Source organism: Anaerococcus jeddahensis, assembly GCF_001182725.1.
Classification (GTDB): domain Bacteria; phylum Bacillota; class Clostridia; order Tissierellales; family Peptoniphilaceae; genus Anaerococcus; species Anaerococcus jeddahensis.
Genome location: NZ_CWHU01000005.1, coordinates 273,067 through 291,789 on the forward strand (window position 1 = coordinate 273,067; position 18,723 = coordinate 291,789).

The 18,723-nt window shown below is 28.4% G+C and carries 17 protein-coding genes and 1 other annotated feature; of the genes, 13 read left to right on the forward strand and 4 right to left on the reverse strand.

The features are described from left to right. The 5 genes from BN2087_RS04395 (at position 1) to serS (ending at position 4,472) form a co-directional block, all read left to right on the forward strand. Positions 1–564, forward strand: a complete 564-nt coding sequence (locus BN2087_RS04395; protein ID WP_049690645.1) for a GNAT family N-acetyltransferase — start codon at positions 1–3, stop codon at positions 562–564. After that, on the forward strand, positions 554–1,315 hold the full coding sequence (locus BN2087_RS04400; protein ID WP_049690646.1) for a DnaD domain-containing protein: 762 nt from the start codon (positions 554–556) through the stop codon (positions 1,313–1,315). The genes BN2087_RS04395 and BN2087_RS04400 overlap by 11 nt, the downstream gene beginning before the upstream one ends. Further along, entirely contained in the window at positions 1,312–2,271 is a 960-nt protein-coding gene (locus BN2087_RS04405; protein WP_049690647.1) for an ATP-binding protein, read from the forward strand. Before BN2087_RS04400 ends, BN2087_RS04405 begins: the two co-directional genes overlap by 4 nt. Positions 2,272–2,279: 8 nt before the next feature. Continuing rightward, entirely contained in the window at positions 2,280–2,942 is a 663-nt protein-coding gene (locus BN2087_RS04410; protein ID WP_049690648.1) for an NAD(P)H-hydrate epimerase, read from the forward strand. A 35-nt stretch (positions 2,943–2,977) separates the two neighbouring features. Further along, positions 2,978–3,143 (forward strand) — a binding site (T-box leader). Between the two features lie 39 nt (positions 3,144–3,182). After that, the gene (gene serS, locus BN2087_RS04415; RefSeq protein ID WP_049690649.1) at positions 3,183–4,472 is read left to right on the forward strand and encodes a serine--tRNA ligase; all 1,290 of its coding nucleotides are present in this window, start codon (positions 3,183–3,185) and stop codon (positions 4,470–4,472) included. A gap of 242 nt (positions 4,473–4,714) precedes the next feature. On the opposite strand, the gene BN2087_RS04420 is transcribed toward serS, so the two are convergent. The 4 genes from BN2087_RS04420 to BN2087_RS04435 are packed head-to-tail and all read right to left on the reverse strand — an operon-like array spanning position 4,715 to position 8,725. After that, positions 4,715–5,251 (reverse strand): 5-formyltetrahydrofolate cyclo-ligase, encoded by a 537-nt coding sequence (locus BN2087_RS04420; RefSeq protein ID WP_049690650.1) that lies wholly within the window; start codon positions 5,249–5,251, stop codon positions 4,715–4,717. Next, positions 5,251–5,943: a radical SAM protein gene (locus BN2087_RS04425; RefSeq protein ID WP_049690651.1), complete on the reverse strand. Its 693-nt coding sequence runs from the start codon at positions 5,941–5,943 to the stop codon at positions 5,251–5,253. The genes BN2087_RS04420 and BN2087_RS04425 overlap by 1 nt, the downstream gene beginning before the upstream one ends. Further along, positions 5,943–6,818 (reverse strand): YihY/virulence factor BrkB family protein, encoded by an 876-nt coding sequence (locus tag BN2087_RS04430; RefSeq protein ID WP_049690652.1) that lies wholly within the window; start codon positions 6,816–6,818, stop codon positions 5,943–5,945. The genes BN2087_RS04425 and BN2087_RS04430 overlap by 1 nt, the downstream gene beginning before the upstream one ends. Continuing rightward, complete coding sequence (locus BN2087_RS04435) at positions 6,815–8,725, reverse strand: alpha/beta hydrolase family protein (protein ID WP_049690653.1); 1,911 nt, start codon at positions 8,723–8,725, stop codon at positions 6,815–6,817. The genes BN2087_RS04430 and BN2087_RS04435 overlap by 4 nt, the downstream gene beginning before the upstream one ends. A 113-nt stretch (positions 8,726–8,838) precedes the next feature. Here BN2087_RS04435 and hpf point away from each other — a divergent pair, with 113 nt between their 5' ends. From hpf to trpS, 8 genes are all read left to right on the forward strand, one after another. Further along, on the forward strand, positions 8,839–9,372 hold the full coding sequence (gene hpf, locus BN2087_RS04440; RefSeq protein ID WP_049690654.1) for a ribosome hibernation-promoting factor, HPF/YfiA family: 534 nt from the start codon (positions 8,839–8,841) through the stop codon (positions 9,370–9,372). 111 nt (positions 9,373–9,483) lie between these two features. Then, positions 9,484–10,515 (forward strand): 3-dehydroquinate synthase, encoded by a 1,032-nt coding sequence (aroB, locus tag BN2087_RS04445; RefSeq protein ID WP_049690655.1) that lies wholly within the window; start codon positions 9,484–9,486, stop codon positions 10,513–10,515. After that, the gene (gene aroA / locus BN2087_RS04450) at positions 10,502–11,731 is read left to right on the forward strand and encodes a 3-phosphoshikimate 1-carboxyvinyltransferase (RefSeq protein ID WP_049690656.1); all 1,230 of its coding nucleotides are present in this window, start codon (positions 10,502–10,504) and stop codon (positions 11,729–11,731) included. Before aroB ends, aroA begins: the two co-directional genes overlap by 14 nt. Beyond that, complete coding sequence (locus tag BN2087_RS04455; RefSeq protein ID WP_049690657.1) at positions 11,732–13,219, forward strand: shikimate kinase; 1,488 nt, start codon at positions 11,732–11,734, stop codon at positions 13,217–13,219. It abuts the gene before it with no gap. Next, positions 13,200–13,628, forward strand: coding sequence for a type II 3-dehydroquinate dehydratase (aroQ, locus tag BN2087_RS04460; RefSeq protein ID WP_049690658.1), 429 nt, complete (start codon positions 13,200–13,202; stop codon positions 13,626–13,628). Before BN2087_RS04455 ends, aroQ begins: the two co-directional genes overlap by 20 nt. A 129-nt stretch (positions 13,629–13,757) precedes the next feature. After that, on the forward strand, positions 13,758–16,472 hold the full coding sequence (gene secA, locus BN2087_RS04465) for a preprotein translocase subunit SecA (protein WP_049690659.1): 2,715 nt from the start codon (positions 13,758–13,760) through the stop codon (positions 16,470–16,472). Next, on the forward strand, positions 16,473–17,582 hold the full coding sequence (gene prfB, locus BN2087_RS04470) for a peptide chain release factor 2 (RefSeq protein WP_049690660.1): 1,110 nt from the start codon (positions 16,473–16,475) through the stop codon (positions 17,580–17,582). It abuts the gene before it with no gap. 33 nt (positions 17,583–17,615) lie between these two features. Then, complete coding sequence (gene trpS / locus BN2087_RS04475) at positions 17,616–18,713, forward strand: tryptophan--tRNA ligase (RefSeq protein ID WP_049690661.1); 1,098 nt, start codon at positions 17,616–17,618, stop codon at positions 18,711–18,713. The last annotated feature ends 10 nt before the right edge of the window (positions 18,714–18,723 follow it).

Here is an 18,723-nt window from a genome sequence, read left to right on the forward strand (position 1 = left end):
ATGAAAATAATTGGAAAAGACGAAGACATATATTTAAAAAAATTAGACTTAGATGATGCCTATGATTTAAGAAAATGGTCAATGAACGATGATGAAAGACTAAAAGGCTACAATTATGGAAATTTTTCTCAAATTGACTGCGAAGTTTGGTTTATGAATGTAAATATTTATAGAAAAAGATATTTTGCAGTAAGAAAAATTGATAACGATGAATTTATTGCCTTTATTGGTCTAAAAAATTACAACCCAATTTTAAGGAAAAGTGAATTGGGCATTGTTTTTGATCCAAAATATACATCGAAGGGTTTTGGCTATAAGGCTATGAAAATTTTACTTGATTATTATTTTAATGATTTAAATTTTCACGAGTTAAATCTGGATGTAAATAATTTTAATAAAAGAGCAATTTCCTTGTACGAAAAATTAGGTTTTAAAAAAATTGGAAATACAACAGAAATTTTTGAAAATCAGGAAGTTTTTCCAGATGACCAATATTTTTTTACAAGAAATGGCAAAATTTATAGTTTAATTACAAAAATGAAAATAAGAAAAGATGGAAGGTAATAATTTGGAATTTAAAATTCAAAATTTAAGTTTGGATATGGGTGAAACTTCATTTGAAAATATGTTTTTAAATACATATGTTCCCATGGCAGACGGAGATAGCCTAAAAGTTTTTTTGCTTATATATAAGGATTTAAAATCTTGTGGAGAAGTTGATTTAGAAAAAATAAAAAAACAACTCATTTTTGATGATGAGAAAATGAATGAAATAATTTCATATTGGATAAATATGGGAGTGTTTAGAAAAAAAGATAGGGGCGATGGGAGCTTTTATTTTGAAATAATTTCTCTAAGACAAGCTTATTTTGGAAATTCTAATGAAGTGAAAGCTGAAACCATGCTTGATATTTCAAAAAGAAAATCTGTCATGTTTGATCAGGTTGAAAGAATTATCCAAAGACAATTGACCCCACAAGATATTAGAAGAATCCAAGAAACTTTGGAAGAATATAAGCAAGATCCTGAGCTTGTTACTGAAGCTTTTAGGCAGGCAAAAGAAGTTAATAATGTTGATGTAAAATATGTAATGGGATTTTTAAAAACTTGGAGAGACCAAAGTGTTTTTTCTTTAAATGATTTAAAAATTAAAGAAGAAAGAGCAAAATTATTGAGGGAAAAATCTCCAAGAAAATATAAAAGTGCAAAGAAAGTTTATAGGTCAAAAAATAGAAATCCAAATGAAAAATCTTTTGCCGAAAAGGCAAGGGAAGAAAGATTTAGAAGAATTCTTGAAGGAGGGGATAAAAAATGAGTCCCAATGATAATATTTCAAGAATAATTGAAAAAAGAAGAATAGATAATTTAAAAAATCAAGAAGAAAGAAAAAAAGAAATCTACGAAAAATTTCCAAGAATTAGGGTTATTGACAAAACTATTGCATCACTTGGTCAACAAGGAGCAAAAATCGCCCAAGGTGGAATGGATGTAGAAGAATATAAAAGAAAATTAAAAGAGCTTGATAGGGAAAAAGAGGAAATTTTAGTTAAAAATTCCTATCCTAAAGATTATTTGAAAATCCACTATCATTGTGAAATTTGCAAAGACACTGGTTTTGTAAATACTAAAACTTGCTCTTGCAGGAAAAAACTTATAATTGAGGAAAAATATACTCAATCAAATATAAGTAGACTTATTCAAAGAGAAAATTTTAGGACTTTTAATCCGAATTTATATTCAAAAAATCTATACGAAAATTATCCAATAAGTCCTTATGAAAATATAAAAAGAGTTGCAAACCAGGCCAAGGCCTACGCTGATAATTTCCCAAAATCTTACAGGAATCTTTATATATTTGGAGATGTTGGAAGGGGAAAAACTTTTTTGATAAATTCTATAGCCAAGGAAATTTTGGATAAAAATTATTCAGTCCTTTATCTTACAGCCACAAAATTATTTTCTTTTATGAACGATTATTTGTATGCATTTTCTGAAAGAAAAGAAGAATTAAAGGGAATGTACGATTTAATTTTTGAGTCAGATCTTTTGATAATTGATGATTTGGGTAGTGAAAATGATAGAAATTCAAATGAATCAAATTTATTTGAAATTGTAAATGATAGGATTATTAACAAAAAACCTATAATTTTTTCATCAAATTATTCTGAAGATGAGCTTATGGAATTTTATGGAGATAGGATTTTTTCAAGGATAATTGGTTCAAGCGATGTAATGGAAATTTTTGGAGAAGATTTAAGACTTTTATTTTAGGAGATATTATGCTTGTAGTAGATAGACAAACCATGCAAAATATTGATAGCTATGCCATAAACGAGATTAAAATTCCATCCCTTTGTTTGGTTGAAAGAGCAGCTCTTTCTGTGATGGATAATATAAATCTTGATATTAGACACTCTTTTGCAATTATTGTTTCTTGTGGAAATAACGGAGCCGATGGACTTGCTCTAGCAAGAAATTTGCTAGCACTTGGAAAAAATTGCCATATTTATATTATTGGAAATAAAGAGAAGGCAAGCAGAGATTTTATCATTAATTATAATGCTTGTAAAAATCTTACGAAAGAAATTTATCCGATTGAAACTATTGAAGATATGAATTTTTTGAGGGAAAATCTTGATAAGGTTAATACAATTATTGATGGGATTTTTGGAACAGGTTTAAATAGGCCTGTTTCTGGAATTTATGCAAATATTATTGAATTAATAAATGAAAAAAATATCTACACAATTTCCATAGATCTTCCTTCAGGTTTTGACGCAAATGGTGAAAATAATTATGGATCTTATGTTGATAGTGATTTAATTGTTTGCATGCAAATTTTAAAAAAGGGTCTTTATGAAGATAATTATTTTAGAGATAAAACTGTAGTTTGCGATATAGGCCTTCCAAAAATCGCAATCGAAAAATTTATAAATATTTGAAAAAAAAAAAAATAAAAGTATATTAGAATTAATTGAATAAAGCTGTGATGAGAAGTAGTAATTAAAAATAGCCTCTAGAGAGAAGATGGTTGGTGAAAATCTTTGGTGAAAGTTAATGAATCCGTCTTTGAGCTTATAAATTAAAAGTGAATGAATTTATTTCATTAAATTGGGTGGTACCGCGATAATCTCGTCCCTTTTTGGGACGGGATTTTTTTGTAAAAAAATTTAGGAGGAAAGATGTTAGACATAAAATTTGTTAGAGAAAATCCAGAACTAGTTAAGGAAAATATTAAGAAAAAATTCCAAGATGAAAAATTAGTTTTGGTAGATGAAGTTATTGAACTTGATGAAAAATTAAGGGATGTAAAAACTGAAGGAGATAATTTAAGGGCAAAAAGAAATAAAACTTCAAAACAAATCGGTGCTCTTATGGGCCAAGGTAAAAAAGAAGAAGCTGAAGAAGTTAAAAAAGAAGTTGGAGATATTAACGACAGACTTGTTCAAATTGAAGAAGATACAAGAAAATTCCAAGACCAATTAAAAGAAAAAATGCAAGTTATTCCACAAATGATTGACGATTCAGTTCCAATAGGAAAAGATGATACAGAAAATGTGGAAATCGAAAGATTTGGAGAAAATGTAACTCCAGATTATGAAGTTCCTTACCATGTTGATATTATGGAAACATTTAATGGAATTGATTTAGATTCTGCAAGGGATACATCAGGTGCTGGATTTTATTATCTAAAAGGAGATATTGCAAGACTTCATTCAGCAATTCTTTCTTACGCAAGAGATTTTATGATTGACAAGGGATATGAATATCACATTCCTCCATTTATGATTAGATCTGACGTTGTTACAGGAGTAATGAGCTTTTCTGAGATGGAAGATATGATGTATAAAATCGAAGGCGAAGACTTATATTTAATTGGAACAAGTGAGCATTCAATGATTGGTAAATTTATAAATTCAATCACAGACGAAGATGATATGCCATTAAAAATGACTTCATATTCACCATGTTTTAGAAAAGAAGTTGGAGCTCATGGAATTGAAGAACGTGGAGTTTATAGAATTCACCAATTTGAAAAGCAAGAAATGGTTATAATTTGTAAACCAGAAGATTCAAAGAAATTTTACGATGAATTGTGGCAAAATACTGTAGAATTTTTCAGATCTTTAGAAATTCCAGTAAGAACACTCGAATGTTGTTCAGGAGATTTGGCAGATTTAAAAGTAAAATCTTGTGATGTTGAAGCATGGAGCCCAAGACAAGGAAAATATTTTGAAGTTGGTTCATGCTCAAATCTTGGAGATGCTCAAGCAAGAAGACTTAAAATAAGATTAAGAGGAGAAAAAGGAAACTATTTTGCCCACACATTAAATAACACAGTAGTAGCTCCTCCAAGAATGTTAATTGCATTTTTAGAAAATTTATTACAAGAAGATGGCTCAGTAAAAATTCCAAAACCACTACAAATGTATATGGGTGGAATGGAAAAACTTGTTCCAAAAAATAAATAAAAAAAACTCATAATAAATACTAAAAAAATCCTAGCCAAATGGCTAGGACATACTGTTGACAAACTAAAAATTTTTCCATTTCGACCGAGTGCAACGAGCGGAGAAATCTCATGAGATCTCTCCGTGCGTTCGTTTCACTCACTTAGTCGAGATGGATTTTAGCTTAATTTTATTTTTAAATCATTAATGAATTATTAAACTGACTTTGTCTACGCTCTGTCCTAGCCAAATGGCTGGGATTTTTAATATGTGTTTTTATCTGTAATTATTAAATCTAATTTTTGGTCAAAATGATCAAAATTTAATTTGTAAGATTTATTTATTTGGTAAAATAAACCGATGTAAAAGGACTTGTGATTTTTTATATAATTATCATAAAATCCTCCGCCATAGCCAAGTCTGTATTTATTTTCATCAAATGAAAGTCCTGGTACTATAGTAAGGTCTATTTTTTCGCTAGATTTTTCTAATTTTGATGTTTTAATATTATATTTTCCATTAACAAGATCATCAAATGATCTTAGTAAAACTGCTTTCATTTGATGTTTTCCTGTAATCTTTGGTATATAAACTTCCTTTTTATCTAAAAATGCTTTTTTTATTATTTCTTTCGTGTCAATCTCATCATCCATTGAATAATAAATAAAAATTGATTTTGCATTTTTATAATAATTACTAGATAAAAGTTTATTCTTTATCTTCTCATCAAAAATTTTTTTATCGGATGGGGAAATTTTTTTTCTATTATTTATAAAATATCTTCTAAGCTCATTTTTCATCAGCCTACTCCAAAATCTGTAATATTATATAGGTAGTCAATTTTTGGATTTTCTTTTAATTTATCGTGGTATTTTTCTAAAAACCAAGCCAAAAGTTCATCATCTCTTTTTACATCAGTTGAATTTTCATTAAAAACATTTACTGTTGCATGGGAGAAATGATTAAAAATTATATCCATGTCATTTTCAATCATTTCTTTTGTTTGTCCCTTTATTCCAACCATAATGCAAGGAGAATCAAAATATTTTAAAACATCTTCGTAAGTTTTAAAGCTTGCTCCTTTTTTTAGATAATTTTCACGAAAATCATTGTCAAAAGTTTCTACACCAGTTTTAATAATTATTTTTTGATTTTTAAAATATTCTCTAATCTCTTTCACTTTTTTTCTATAAATCCAATGACATTCAAAAAAGAGGGTGTGGATATTTTTTGAATCGACAAGATCTTTTATTATTTTTTTGGTATTTTCTGTTAATTCAAAAAATGATGCTGAATCTATTACTTCTAAAACGCCATATTTTCCTGTAATTTTTTCCAAAACTTTTTTATTAATTTGGTCAATTTTTTCTTCATCAATTTCGTTATCTTCTATATAATCGCAAAACCTACATTTTCCCCACCTACATGGTCTTGCTTTTAGAAGAACTATTTCTCTTTTATATTTTTTATCAATTTCTGCGTATCTTTCCATTATTTTAATTTCCTAAAAGTATTTTTTGTTTTCATATAAGCTGCTATGATTTCTGCTCCTAAAATTATAGTAAGGGAAAATAAAAGCATCCAAACCAAAAGGGCAATTATTCCAGCAAGAGCCCCATAAATTACTGACATATTGCTTAAATTATTTAAGAAAAATGAGTAGGCAAAACTTGTTATCGTAATCATAATTCCAGTTGAAATTGATCCTACCAAAGCATCTTTAAAACTTATTTTTACAGAATTGTTGTAGGGTGCAAATTTGTAAAGAAGACTTAGGCCTAATATTAAAATTAGTGGTGGGACTATTCCTGAAACTAAATTTACTAGCCATGAAAATTCTTTTATTGAAAAATCGGAATTTACAAGTTTTAAAATATCATCAATCAAATTAAATATTCCCTTTGAATAAATTCTTAACAAAAATATAAAAATAAGGATAAAAATTAATACAAAAGTGTACAAAAATCCAAATATTTTATTTTTTATCATAGAATGATCATCTTCAATACCGTAGGCAACGTTAATTGCAAGAATTATTTTTGAAACACCCTTTGATGCTGACCAGAGGGCAAATATTAAAGTTATGGTCGAAATTGTAGAAACTGAAGAGGAATCAAAAATAGATTTTACAATTACCATTATTACTCCTCTTATGGAATCTGGTAAAAGTTTTATAAAATCAATTACCACATCCTCATTTCCTCTCATATAAGTTGTCACCAAATTTAATAAAACCAAAAGCATTGGAATCGCGGCTGACAAAAAATAATAGGAAAGGGAAGAGGCAAGGGTCATTAGGTCGTGATTTTTTATTCTTTCAATTAAATTCACAATGAATTTTTTAGAATTTCTCTGATTTATTTTCATTTTAAAAACCTATCAAACCATTCTTTTATAGCCTCAAGCCTTTTTATTCTTGCTTTTGGCTTTCCTGATCTTGACAACTCGTGATTTTCTCCGTGGAAAATATACATTTTTGATTCGACTCCGTTTTCTTTTATTCTTGTATACATTTGAAGACCTTGTTCCAATGGACACCTATAATCTTCGTCAGAATGAATAAACATAGTTGGAGTTTTTACATTTTTTGCATATTTTATTGGGGATTGATCCCACATTTTTTCTAGATTATCCCAAGGATTTGCTCCAGTTTGGTCTGGACCAAAATAATATCCAATATCAGATGTTCCATAAAATGAAGTCCAATTTGAAATAGATCTTTGAGAATTTGCAGCCTTAAACCTGTTTGTATGAGAAATAATCCAATTTGTCATAAAACCACCGTAAGATCCTCCATAAACTCCCATTTTATTTTTATCAATTTGTGGAAATTTTTCTATTGCAAAATCTGTAAAATTCATCAAATCTTGGTAATCAATTGAACCATATTTTCCTCTTATATCAGAAAATTTCACTCCATTTCCGCTTGAACCATGAGGATTTGTATAAATAATTATATATCCTTCATTTGCAAAAACTTGGTGCTCGTGGTGGAAAATATTTGAAAGTTCTGTTTTTGGTCCCCCGTGAATTGATAAAAGTGTTGGATATTTTTTGTTTTTATCAAAATCTACTGGAAAAAGGATATAGCCTCTAATTTTATCACCGTTTGATTCATAGAAAAATTCTTCGATTTTTCCAAGAGATGAATTTATTTTATTATCAAGTAAAATTTTTCCGCTTTTTTTATCTTTTAAGTGAGAGAGCCTATCTTCTGTCATGGCGAAATAATAAATATTTTCATCAGAAACTACAAAGTCTTCAACACATCCTGAAATTTCTAGTTTTAAATTTTTATTTTTATCAAAGGAATAAAGTTTTGACTCTTCTTTTTCTGTAACTAAAAAATAAAGTTTTTGATTTTTGTAAGAAAAAGTTTTAAAGGATTCAAACCTTGCATCACTTCCTATAGAATTTCCAAAAGATTTGTCAAAATCATCTGGAGAAATTTTTTCGAAATTTCCAGATAGATCACTTTTATAAATAAAGGCATCTTCATTTATTCCGCCTTTTCTCATATCAGTTGCAACAAAAATCAAATTATCTTCTTCATCAAAAAATAAATCATAAAAAGAAAAATTATTTTCTATTATGATTTTTTCTTTCATTGTTTTTAAATCTAAAATTATTAAATCTTCCCTTAGTCTTGAAACTTCATTGTCATTTTTTCCAATAACAATGGCAAGTTTATCTTTATTTTCATTAATTGCAAAAGCATCTAAACTCACATCAGAAAATTCTCTTAATTTTTTTAAGCTTTGGTCATCTTTTTTGTACAAATAAAGGCTTTCTGGATCATTTTTTATAAAACCTGAACCGTTAAAGTAAAAAGGTACTTTTGTAATTTCCGTGTAAAAAGAATTTTCCTTTTCTTCATCTTTTTGTTTTTTTTCTTTTTTTTCACTTGCTTTTATTAGATAATATCCATTTTTTAAATCTTTAAGGTAGGATACATTTTTATTTATTTTAAAATAAAGTTCTCCTACTCCTACAGACCTATCTTTTTTGTAAAAATAATCAAAGTCATCGTCTGATTTTTCCTTATAAATTAAATTATCATCTTGATCGAAAATAAATTGATTTATTGAATTATTTTCAGAAATTTTATAATTTTTGTTTTTTTCTATATCGAAAAGATAAAGATAGGAATTGTATTTATTTTTATCTAAATTTGCATTTGTTTTTAAAAATGCAAGAAATTTTTGATCATTTGATATTTCAAGATTTGAATAAAAATCATAAGTTAAAATATCCTTTATTTTTGTTTTCTCCATATTTCCTCCTCATTTTATCTCATTATACAATATATTTTAATAAAGAAAAAACTAAAGGTTTACATAAACTTTATAGGGGTATATATATAATATCAAAACGATGGAGGTTCAATATGAAACTTAATATTAAAGGTAAAAACATCAATGTTTATGAAAGCTTAAAAGAAGAAGCTAAGGAAAAATTTGATAGGCTTGACAAATACTTCAACAAGGAAGAAGAAATGGACCTCAAATTTTCTACCGAAGGTAATTTAAAAAAAGTTGAATCAACCATTTTTCTAAAAGGTGGAACAATTCTAAGGGCAGAAGAGGTAAATGATAATTTCTCAACTGGAATTGACAAGGTAATTGATGCCTTGGTTCGCCAAATTAGAAAGCAAAAAACAAAACTTCAAAGAAATAGAAGAAATGGCGAGTCAATCAAATTTGAATCATTTGAAAGTTATGAAGAAGAAAAAGAAGAAAATCTTCCAAAAATCAAAAGAGAAAAAGAAATAGCTCTAAGACCTATGAGCGACGAAGAAGCTTGTATGCAAATGGAACTTTTAAATCACGATTTCTTTTTATATCTTGATGACCAAGAAATGAAAACTAGACTTGTATATAAAAGAAAAGATGGACATTACGGATTAATCATTCCTGAATAAATAAATTAGCTGCTGCAAATTATTTTGCAGCAGTATTTTTTTGCCTACAATTTGATATAATATATTTAAGTAAATTTTGAAAAATATTTTTTAAAAAAAGAAAGAGAAAAAATGAAATTAAGAGTTGATTTGGAAAACCCCTATGAAATAGAAATAGGTTCAAATATTATAAAAAAATTAAATAGGTATTTAAAAGAAAACTACAAAAATTCAAAAATTTTGATAATAAGTGATGATTTGGTATATGAAATTCATGGAAAAAAACTTGAAAGAGAACTTGAAGGGTTTTCTTATAAAAGATTTATTTTAAAAAATGGAGAAGAATCAAAGTCTACAGAAAATTTGGTGAAAATTTTAGAATTTGCAGCAGAAAATGAATACAGGAGAAATGATTTGTTTATTGCCTTAGGGGGAGGAGTTGTTGGAGATATTTCTGCTCTTTCTGCTTCTTTATATTTAAGAGGACTTGATTTTATAATGATTCCTACTACATTTTTATCATCAATCGATTCATCAGTTGGTGGGAAAACTGCAGTAAATCTAAAGGCAGGGAAAAATCTTTGTGGAAGCTTTTACCAGCCAAAAAAAGTTTTTATAGATACAGATTTTTTAAAAACTCTATCAGATTATTATTTTAAGGATGGTTTGGCTGAAGCAATAAAATACGGAATGATCAGGGATAAGTCTATTTTTGATGAAATTTCAAAAGAAAATGTAAGTAAAACTTATGAAAATCTTCCAGAAATTATAAAAAAATGCTTAGAAATAAAAAAAGAAGTGGTTAAAGAAGATGAAAAAGACTTTGGGATAAGGCAAATTCTAAATTATGGCCACACCTTTGCCCATGCAATCGAAATAAATTCAAATTTCAAAATTAGTCACGGTCATGCAGTAGCCCTTGGTATGAAAATTATGGTAAAAAATTTTTATCCAGAATTTTTTGATGATTTTGTAAAAGTTTTAAAAAAATATGACCTGGACTATAATATAAATTTTGATACAAACGAAATTATAAAAATTTGCAAGTTAGACAAAAAATCAAGAAAAGATAAAATCAACATTATTGTTGTAAAAAAACTTGGAACTTGCGAGATTTTAAATATAGATTTTAAGGATTTGAGGGAAATTTATGAAAACAGATAATATTTTAATCCACCCATCAAGGCTTGAAGGTGAAATTGACGCTATTTCTTCAAAATCTTTTGCCCATAGAGCTTTAATTTTGGCTGGACTTTGCAAAAAGCCAACAAATATTTATATAAATGAATTTTCAAAAGATATAAATGTTACAATAGAAGCTTTAAAAAATTTGGGAGTAGAAATCGAAAAAAATGAAAATTTTGTAAAAATAAATCCCCCAAAGGAAAAAATAGAAAATTCTACAATAGATATGTACGAATCAGGATCTTCTTTAAGATTTTTCACAGGAGTTTGCTCTCATTTTTCAAAAAATACAAAAATTATTGGAGAAAAAAGACTTGGCCAAAGACCAAATCTAGAATTAATAGATAATTTGAGAAAAAACGGCCTAGAAATTTCATCTGATAAAATTCCATATTTTGTAAAAGGAGAATTAAAAGCGGGGGAATTTGAATTCTTGGAAAATAAATCAAGCCAATACATAAGCTCAATTATGCTTGCATCAAGCAAAATAGCTGGAAAAATTTATATAAAATTAAAAGAAAAACCAGAATCAATTGGCTATATTGATATAACAAGGAAAGTTTTAAAAGACTTTGGAGTTGATGTTAAAAAAGAAAATAATTCCTGTTTTATCGAAAATCCCCAAATAAAATCTCCAAAAAATTACTATGTAGAAGGTGATTGGTCAAATGCAGCCTTTTTTTATGGGGCAAATCTTATAAATTCCAATATAAAAATAAATAATTTAAAGGAAGATTCCATGCAAAAAGACAGGGAAATTGTAGAAATTTGCCAAAAAATAAAAAAATGTAAAAGAGAAAATGAGAAACTAACCATAGATATTTCCCAAATTCCAGATCTTTGTCCTATAGTAGCAGTCTTACTTACTTTTCTTGATAAAAAATCTTATATTGTAAATGGGAAAAGATTAAGGCTAAAAGAAAGCGACAGGCTTGAATCAACTTCAAAAATGTTAAATGATTTGGGAGCAAAGTGTGAAATTATTGGAGATGGTCTAGAAATTTCTGGAAAAATCATAGGAGGAGAAGTCGACTCCTTTAACGATCATAGAATCGTTATGGCTACAAGTATAGGATCTTTAATGGCAAAAGATGATATTGTTATAAAAAATTATAAGGCAGTAAACAAATCCTATCCTTCATTTTTTAAAACTTTTGAAAAATTAGGAGGAAAAATCGAGTATTTAGGAGCTTAAATGGAAGATTTAAAAGAAATTAGAAATCAAATTAATAAAATTGATAAAGAAATTATAGATTTATTGGAAAAAAGATTTGACCTTTCAAAAAAAGTTAGGGCCTACAAAATTTCTCACAATAAAAAAATTTATGATCCAGTAAGAGAAAAAGAAATATTAAAAAAAATCAAAGATAATAATCCAAAATACGGAAAATATTTTGTAGGGATTTACCAAGAAATAATGGACCAATCCAAAAACCTACAAAAAGAAAATGAAAATTATGGACTTTTGGGAGAAAAACTTGGTCATTCTTATTCAAAAATAATTCATGAAAAAATCGGATATTATAATTACCAATATTTTGAAAAAAACGAAGAAGATTTGGATGAATTTTTTGAAAAAAAAGATTTTAAGGGGATAAATGTAACAATTCCCTACAAAAAAACTGTAATAAAATACCTTGATCATGTATCGGATAAGTCAAAAAAAATTGGAGCAGTAAATACAATAGTTAATAAAAACGGAAAACTTTACGGCTATAATACGGATTATTTTGGATTTTTCTTTAATCTTAATAAAAATAAGATTGATATAAAGGATAAAAAGTGTCTGATTTTGGGAAAAGGCGCCTCATCAAAAACTGTAGAAGAAGTTTTGAAAGATATGGGTGCAAAAGAAATTGTATTTTTATCAAGAAGATTTGAACCTTTTTTCAATGACGAAAAAACTTATAGGGATTTTGAAATAATTATAAATACAACACCTGTTGGCATGTATCCAAAAAATGGAGAGTTTTTAAAAGATATAAAGCTTGATAATTTCAAAAATTTAGAAGCTGTTGTGGATTTAATTTATAATCCAAATATGACAAAAATTTTAATTGATGGAAAATTAAAAAATATAAAATATGCTTGCGGGATTGATATGTTGATTGCCCAAGCAGTGAAAGCTTGCGAATTATTTTTGGATAAAAAATTTGACGATTCTATGATTAAAAGAATTAGAGATTCCCTAATGAAAGATCAAATAAATCTTGCCCTAATTGGCATGCCAGGATCAGGAAAAACATCTCTTGGAAAAATTTTGGCTAAAAATATGAATAGAAAATTTATTGACCTTGACCTAGAATTTGAAAAAAAATATGGAAATATAGAAAAATTTTTCAAAAAATATGGGGAAGATGAGTTTAGAGATAAGGAAATTCAAATACTTAAAGAATTTTCAAAAAAAACAGGGCTAATTATAAGCTGTGGCGGTGGAATTGTTGAAAAAGAAGAAAATTATTATAGGCTTAAAGAAAATTCTCTGATTGTAAATGTAAAAAGAGATTTAGAAAAATTAGAAGTTGATGGAAGGCCTCTTTCAAAAAAATATAAAATCACAGACCTTTATAATAAAAGAAAAAATTTATATGATGAATTTAAGGACTTTGAAGTTGAAAATAATAATTTAAAAACTTGCGCAAAAAAAATCGAGGAGAAATTTTATGAGAATATTAGTAATTAATGGACCAAATATAAATATGCTAGGAATTAGAGAAAAAAATATATATGGAAATAAAAATTACAAGGATTTGATAAAATATATAAAAGATTTTGCAAATGAAAATAATATAGAAATAGAAATTTACCAATCAAATTCTGAAGGGCATATTATTAATAAAATCCAAGAATCTTACAATTCTTATGATGGAATTATTATAAATCCTGCAGCCTATACCCATACATCAATTGCAATTTTGGATGCATTAAAAGCTGTAAATATTCCAACTGTTGAAGTACATTTGACTGATATTGAAAATAGGGAAGATTTTAGAAAAAAATCCTACGTATCTTATTTTGCAAAAAAAACCATAAAAGGCAAGGGATTTGACGGCTACATTGATGCTATTAAATATTTGAAAGAAAATTTTTAAATAAATTGAATAAATTATTTTACATTTGATAAAATTTCATTTAATATTATATGAGTGATAGTTTAATCTTACTCGTTGATAAAAGGTCATAAAAAGGGTAGGATATAGATTGAATTAGAGGTGAAAGATTTGGCGTTATTAAATATATTTAAATCATTTAGTCAAAAAGAAATTGCCAACAACCAAAAATTAGTTGACAAAATTTTATCACTAGATGAAGACATGCAAAAATTAACAGATGAACAGTTACAAGCAAAAACAGATGAATTCAAAGAAAGACTAAAAAATGGTGAAAGCCTTGATGATCTTTTGGTAGAAGCATTTGCTACAGTAAGAGAAGCAAGTGATAGGGTTTTGGGAATGAAACACTATCCAGTGCAATTACTCGGAGGAATTGTTCTACATAATGGACAAATTGCAGAAATGAAAACAGGAGAAGGAAAAACTTTGGTTGAAACTCTCCCTGCTTATTTAAATGCACTTGATGGAAAAGGAGTCCATATAGTAACAGTAAATGATTACCTAGCAAAGCGTGACCAAGAGTGGATGGGAAAAGTTTATTCATTTTTAGGTCTTACTGTAGGTTGTATTATTTATGGACTTACAAATTCTGAAAGACAAAAAAATTACAATTGTGATATAACTTATGGAACAAACAACCAATTTGGTTTTGATTACCTAAGAGATAACATGGTTATTTATAAAGACAACATGGTTCAAAGAGGCCTTCATTATGCTATAGTCGATGAGGTCGATTCAATTTTAATAGATGAGGCTAGAACTCCACTTATTATTTCTGGAGAAGGCGACGAATCCACAGATACTTATGTAAAAGCAGATGAATTTATTAAAGGTCTTGAAGGAAGAATTTTAGATCCAAACGAAGATTTAGACCAAGATCCTTTCGACAGAGAATTTGTTGTAGAAAAAGTAGACTTCTTGGTTGATGAAAAAAGAAAATCATCAAATCTTACAGAACAAGGTACAGCAAAAGCCGAAAAATTCTTTGGAATTGAAAATTTATCAGACCCAGAGCACCTTGAGCTTGCCCACTACATTAACAATGCCCTAAAAGCAAACACAACAATGACAAGAGATATTGATTATGTTGTAAATAATGGCGAGGTTATGATTGTAGATGAATTTACAGGTCGTATCATGCAAGGAAGAAGATATTCAGATGGTCTTCACCAAGCAATTGAAGCAAAAGAAGGAGTTGAAGTTCAATCAGAATCCAAAACTCTTGCAACAATCACCTTCCAAAATTACTTTAGGATGTATGATAAATTATCAGGAATGACTGGTACTGCAAAAACTGAAGAAGAAGAATTTTCAGAAATTTACAGCTTAGATGTTGTAGAAATTCCAACAAATAGACCAATTCAAAGAGTTGATGATGTTGATCACGTTTATATAAACGAAAACGGTAAATATAATGCAATTATTGAAGAAATCAAAAGAGTTCATGCAACAGGTCAACCAATCCTTGTTGGTACAATTTCAATTGAAAATTCTGAAAAATTATCAAATGCTCTTAAAAAAGAAAAAATTAAACACGTTGTACTAAATGCTAAAAACCATGAAAGAGAAGCTGATATAGTTGCTCAAGCTGGTAGATTTGGATCAGTTACAATTGCAACAAACATGGCAGGCCGTGGTACTGATATTATGCTTGGTGGAAATGCCGATCACATGGCAAAACAAAGATTAAAAAGAGAAGGAATATCAGAAGAATTACTAGAACAAGTTGACTCCTTCCAAGAAACAGACAACCAAGAAATTTTAGAAGCTAGAAAAAAATATAAACATTATAAATCTCTAGTAAAACCTGGTATTGATGAAGAAGCTGAAAAAGTTAGAGCAGTTGGTGGGCTTTATATAATTGGTTCAGAAAGACACGAATCTCGAAGAATAGATAACCAATTGAGAGGACGTTCAGGAAGACAAGGAGATCCAGGAAAGTCAAGATTTTTCATTTCATTAAAAGATGATTTGATCAGACTTAATGTTGGAGAACAAATTTCAAAATTTGTAGAAAACTACAATTATCCTGAAGATGAACCAATTGTTTCAAGAATGGTTACAAGATCAATTGAAAAGGCTCAAACAAGAGTAGAAGCAAACAACTTTGCAACAAGAAAAAGAGTCCTTCAATACGATGATGTTATGAATAAACAAAGAACAATTATCTACAATGAAAGAAAACAAGTTCTTTATGGAGAAAACATGAGAGATTCAATTCTTGGAATGATCAAAGATTCAATCTCCCAAGCAGTTTATTCATTTACAAATCCACAAGTAAAACCTGAAAATTGGGAAATGGTAGCCCTACTAAATCATTTAAAATCAATTGCAATTCCTGTTGAAGTATTAAGATTTGAAAACATAAATGATTTTACTCAAGAAAAACTCATAGATTATATTTACCAAACAACTCTAAATAAATATGAAGAGAAAGAAAAACAATTTGGTGATGAAAACATGAGAGAAGTTGAAAGAGTTGTTTTATTAAGAGTTATTGATACAAAATGGATGGAGCACATCGATTCAATGGATCAAATGAGAAAAGAAATTGGTGTAAGAGCAATGGGAAATGATGATCCTGTAAGAGCTTATACAAATACTGGATTTGATATGTACGAAGAGATGACAAATGCTATCCAAGAAGAAACTGTTAGACTTATGATGGGTGTTGAAATTAGACAAAATATTGAAAGAAAACAAGTTCTAAAACCAGACGAAGAAGGATTTGAAAATCCAGAAAACCCAGAAGAAGCAAACAACAGAGCTGAAAGAAGAAGATTAAAAAGAGAAGCCAAAAAAGGAAATATCAAGGGTAATTAGATGGCAGAAATTTATGAGTTAAGAGAAATCATTAAAGAACTTGATAAAAATCTAGAGATGATTGGATCCCATCTTGACCCTAAAAAGCTAAATGAAGAAATAAAAAAAATTGAAAAACAAACTTTACAAGAAGATTTTTGGGATGATAGCCAAAAAGCCCAAGAAATAATGGCAGATTTTTCCGATAAAAAAGAAAATTTCAAAACTTTTAAAAAATTTGAAGAGGATTTAAAAGATCAATCGGATCTTTTGGATATAATTGAAGAAAGCAATGAAGATTTGGAAAGCTTGGATGAAATTGAGGAGATTTTAAATTCTTTAAAAAAAGAAATTGGATCTTTTAAAATTAAAACTGAGCTTGATGGAGAATATGATAAAAATAATGCTTATCTTGTAATACACGCAGGAGCGGGCGGTCTTGAGGCGACTGATTGGGCAGAGATGCTCATGAGAATGTACACCAGGTTTTTTGAAAGACGTAATTTTAAATTTGATATTACAGATTTAAATAATGAAGAAGCTGGTGGTATAAAATCTGCAACAATCCATGTAAAAGGATCTTTTGCTTATGGATATTTAAAAGGAGAAAAAGGAGTTCACAGACTTGTTAGAATTTCTCCTTTTGACTCATCAAAAAGACGCCACACTTCTTTTGCTTCAGTTGATATTTTCCCGGAGCTAAATGACGATATGAGTGTAGAAATTGATCCAAAGGATTTAAGAATTGATACTTATAGGGCAAGTGGAGCTGGTGGTCAACACGTAAATAAAACAGATTCTGCTGTAAGAATTACTCATATTCCTACAGGAGTTATAGCTTCAAGTCAGGCTGAAAGAAGTCAAACTCAAAATAAAGAAACTGCGATGAAACTTCTTTTGGCAAAACTTACCCAAATAAAAGAAGAAGAGCACAGGGAAAAAATTGAAGATATTCAAGGAAATTACACCCAAATAGCTTGGGGAAGTCAAATAAGATCTTATGTATTTCACCCATACACTTTGGTCAAAGATCATAGAACAAATTTTGAAGTTGGAAATGTAGAAAGTGTAATGGATGGAGATATTGACGGATTTATAGATGCATATTTAGCTAATAAGGGAAGGAAATAATCTTTCCCTTATTTTTTATTAAAAGGAGAAAAAATGAAAGATATAATATTAACTGGTGACAGACCAACAGGAAAACTTCACTTGGGTCATTATGTTGGATCTTTGAGAAATAGGGTTAAAATTCAAAATGAGGGAAATTATGACAAAATGTATGTAATGATTGCCGATGCCCAAGCCCTTACAGATAATTTTGATAATCCAAAAAAAATTAGAGAAAATATTACGGAAGTTATGCTTGATTATTTGTCAGTTGGTCTTGATCCAAACAAGGTAACATTTTTTGTTCAATCATATGTAAAAGAGCTAACAGAGCTAACTTTTTATTTATTAAATTTAGTTACCTTATCAAGACTTGAGAGAAATCCTACAGTAAAAAGTGAAATAAAATCTAAAAATTTTGAAACAAGCCTTCCAACAGGATTTTTAATTTATCCTGTAAGCCAAACTTCAGATATAATTTTATTTGACTCAAATATCGTGCCAGTTGGGGAAGATCAAGAGCCTATGCTTGAGCAAGCAAGAGAATTAGTCAGGTCTTTTAATAGCACTTACAAAGAAATTTTTAGGGAGCCAAAGGCAATGATTCCAGAAAATAAAGTTTGTAGAAGACTTCCTGGAATTGATGGAAATGCTAAAATGAGTAAATCTTTGAATAATTGTATTTACTTATCAGATTCAAAAAAGGAAGTAAAGAGAAAAGTTATGGCCATGTTTACCGATCCAGGCCATATAAAAGTATCGGATCCTGGAAAAGTTGAGGGAAATTCTGTCTTTACTTACCTTGATGCTTTTTGTGAAGATTACCATTTTGAAAAATTCTTGCCAGAATATAAAAATTTGGATGAATTAAAAGCCCATTACAGAAAAGGTGGCCTTGGTGATGTAAAAATTAAAAAATTCTTGAATAAAGTTTTGGAAGATTTTCTTGAACCAATTAGGGAAAGAAGGAAATATTATGCAAAAGATATTTCTAAACTTTTTGAGATTATGGAAAATGGTTCAAAAGAAGCGAGTGATTATGGAAAAATGAAACTCGAACAGGTGAAAGAAGCTATGGGAATAAATTACTTTGACGATAAAAAATTAATTAATGAACTTCAAAGAAAATATGACCAGGAATGTGAAAATTAAATAGATAATT

Excerpts from the sequence above, each read along its gene's own strand:
- trpS (WP_049690661.1), top strand. The coding sequence starts at position 17,616 with ATGAAAGATATAATATTAACTGGTGACAGACCAACAGGAAAACTTCAC.
- BN2087_RS04420 (WP_049690650.1), bottom strand. The coding sequence starts at position 5,251 with ATGAAAAATGAGCTTAGAAGATATTTTATAAATAATAGAAAAAAAATT.
- BN2087_RS04455 (WP_049690657.1), top strand. The coding sequence starts at position 11,732 with ATGGAAGATTTAAAAGAAATTAGAAATCAAATTAATAAAATTGATAAA.
- BN2087_RS04395 (WP_049690645.1), top strand. The coding sequence starts at position 1 with ATGAAAATAATTGGAAAAGACGAAGACATATATTTAAAAAAATTAGAC.
- prfB (WP_049690660.1), top strand. The coding sequence starts at position 16,473 with ATGGCAGAAATTTATGAGTTAAGAGAAATCATTAAAGAACTTGATAAA.
- hpf (WP_049690654.1), top strand. The coding sequence starts at position 8,839 with ATGAAACTTAATATTAAAGGTAAAAACATCAATGTTTATGAAAGCTTA.
- BN2087_RS04400 (WP_049690646.1), top strand. The coding sequence starts at position 554 with ATGGAAGGTAATAATTTGGAATTTAAAATTCAAAATTTAAGTTTGGAT.
- aroB (WP_049690655.1), top strand. The coding sequence starts at position 9,484 with ATGAAATTAAGAGTTGATTTGGAAAACCCCTATGAAATAGAAATAGGT.
- serS (WP_049690649.1), top strand. The coding sequence starts at position 3,183 with ATGTTAGACATAAAATTTGTTAGAGAAAATCCAGAACTAGTTAAGGAA.
- BN2087_RS04425 (WP_049690651.1), bottom strand. The coding sequence starts at position 5,943 with ATGGAAAGATACGCAGAAATTGATAAAAAATATAAAAGAGAAATAGTT.
- aroA (WP_049690656.1), top strand. The coding sequence starts at position 10,502 with ATGAAAACAGATAATATTTTAATCCACCCATCAAGGCTTGAAGGTGAA.
- BN2087_RS04430 (WP_049690652.1), bottom strand. The coding sequence starts at position 6,818 with ATGAAAATAAATCAGAGAAATTCTAAAAAATTCATTGTGAATTTAATT.
- aroQ (WP_049690658.1), top strand. The coding sequence starts at position 13,200 with ATGAGAATATTAGTAATTAATGGACCAAATATAAATATGCTAGGAATT.
- BN2087_RS04410 (WP_049690648.1), top strand. The coding sequence starts at position 2,280 with ATGCTTGTAGTAGATAGACAAACCATGCAAAATATTGATAGCTATGCC.
- BN2087_RS04435 (WP_049690653.1), bottom strand. The coding sequence starts at position 8,725 with ATGGAGAAAACAAAAATAAAGGATATTTTAACTTATGATTTTTATTCA.
- BN2087_RS04405 (WP_049690647.1), top strand. The coding sequence starts at position 1,312 with ATGAGTCCCAATGATAATATTTCAAGAATAATTGAAAAAAGAAGAATA.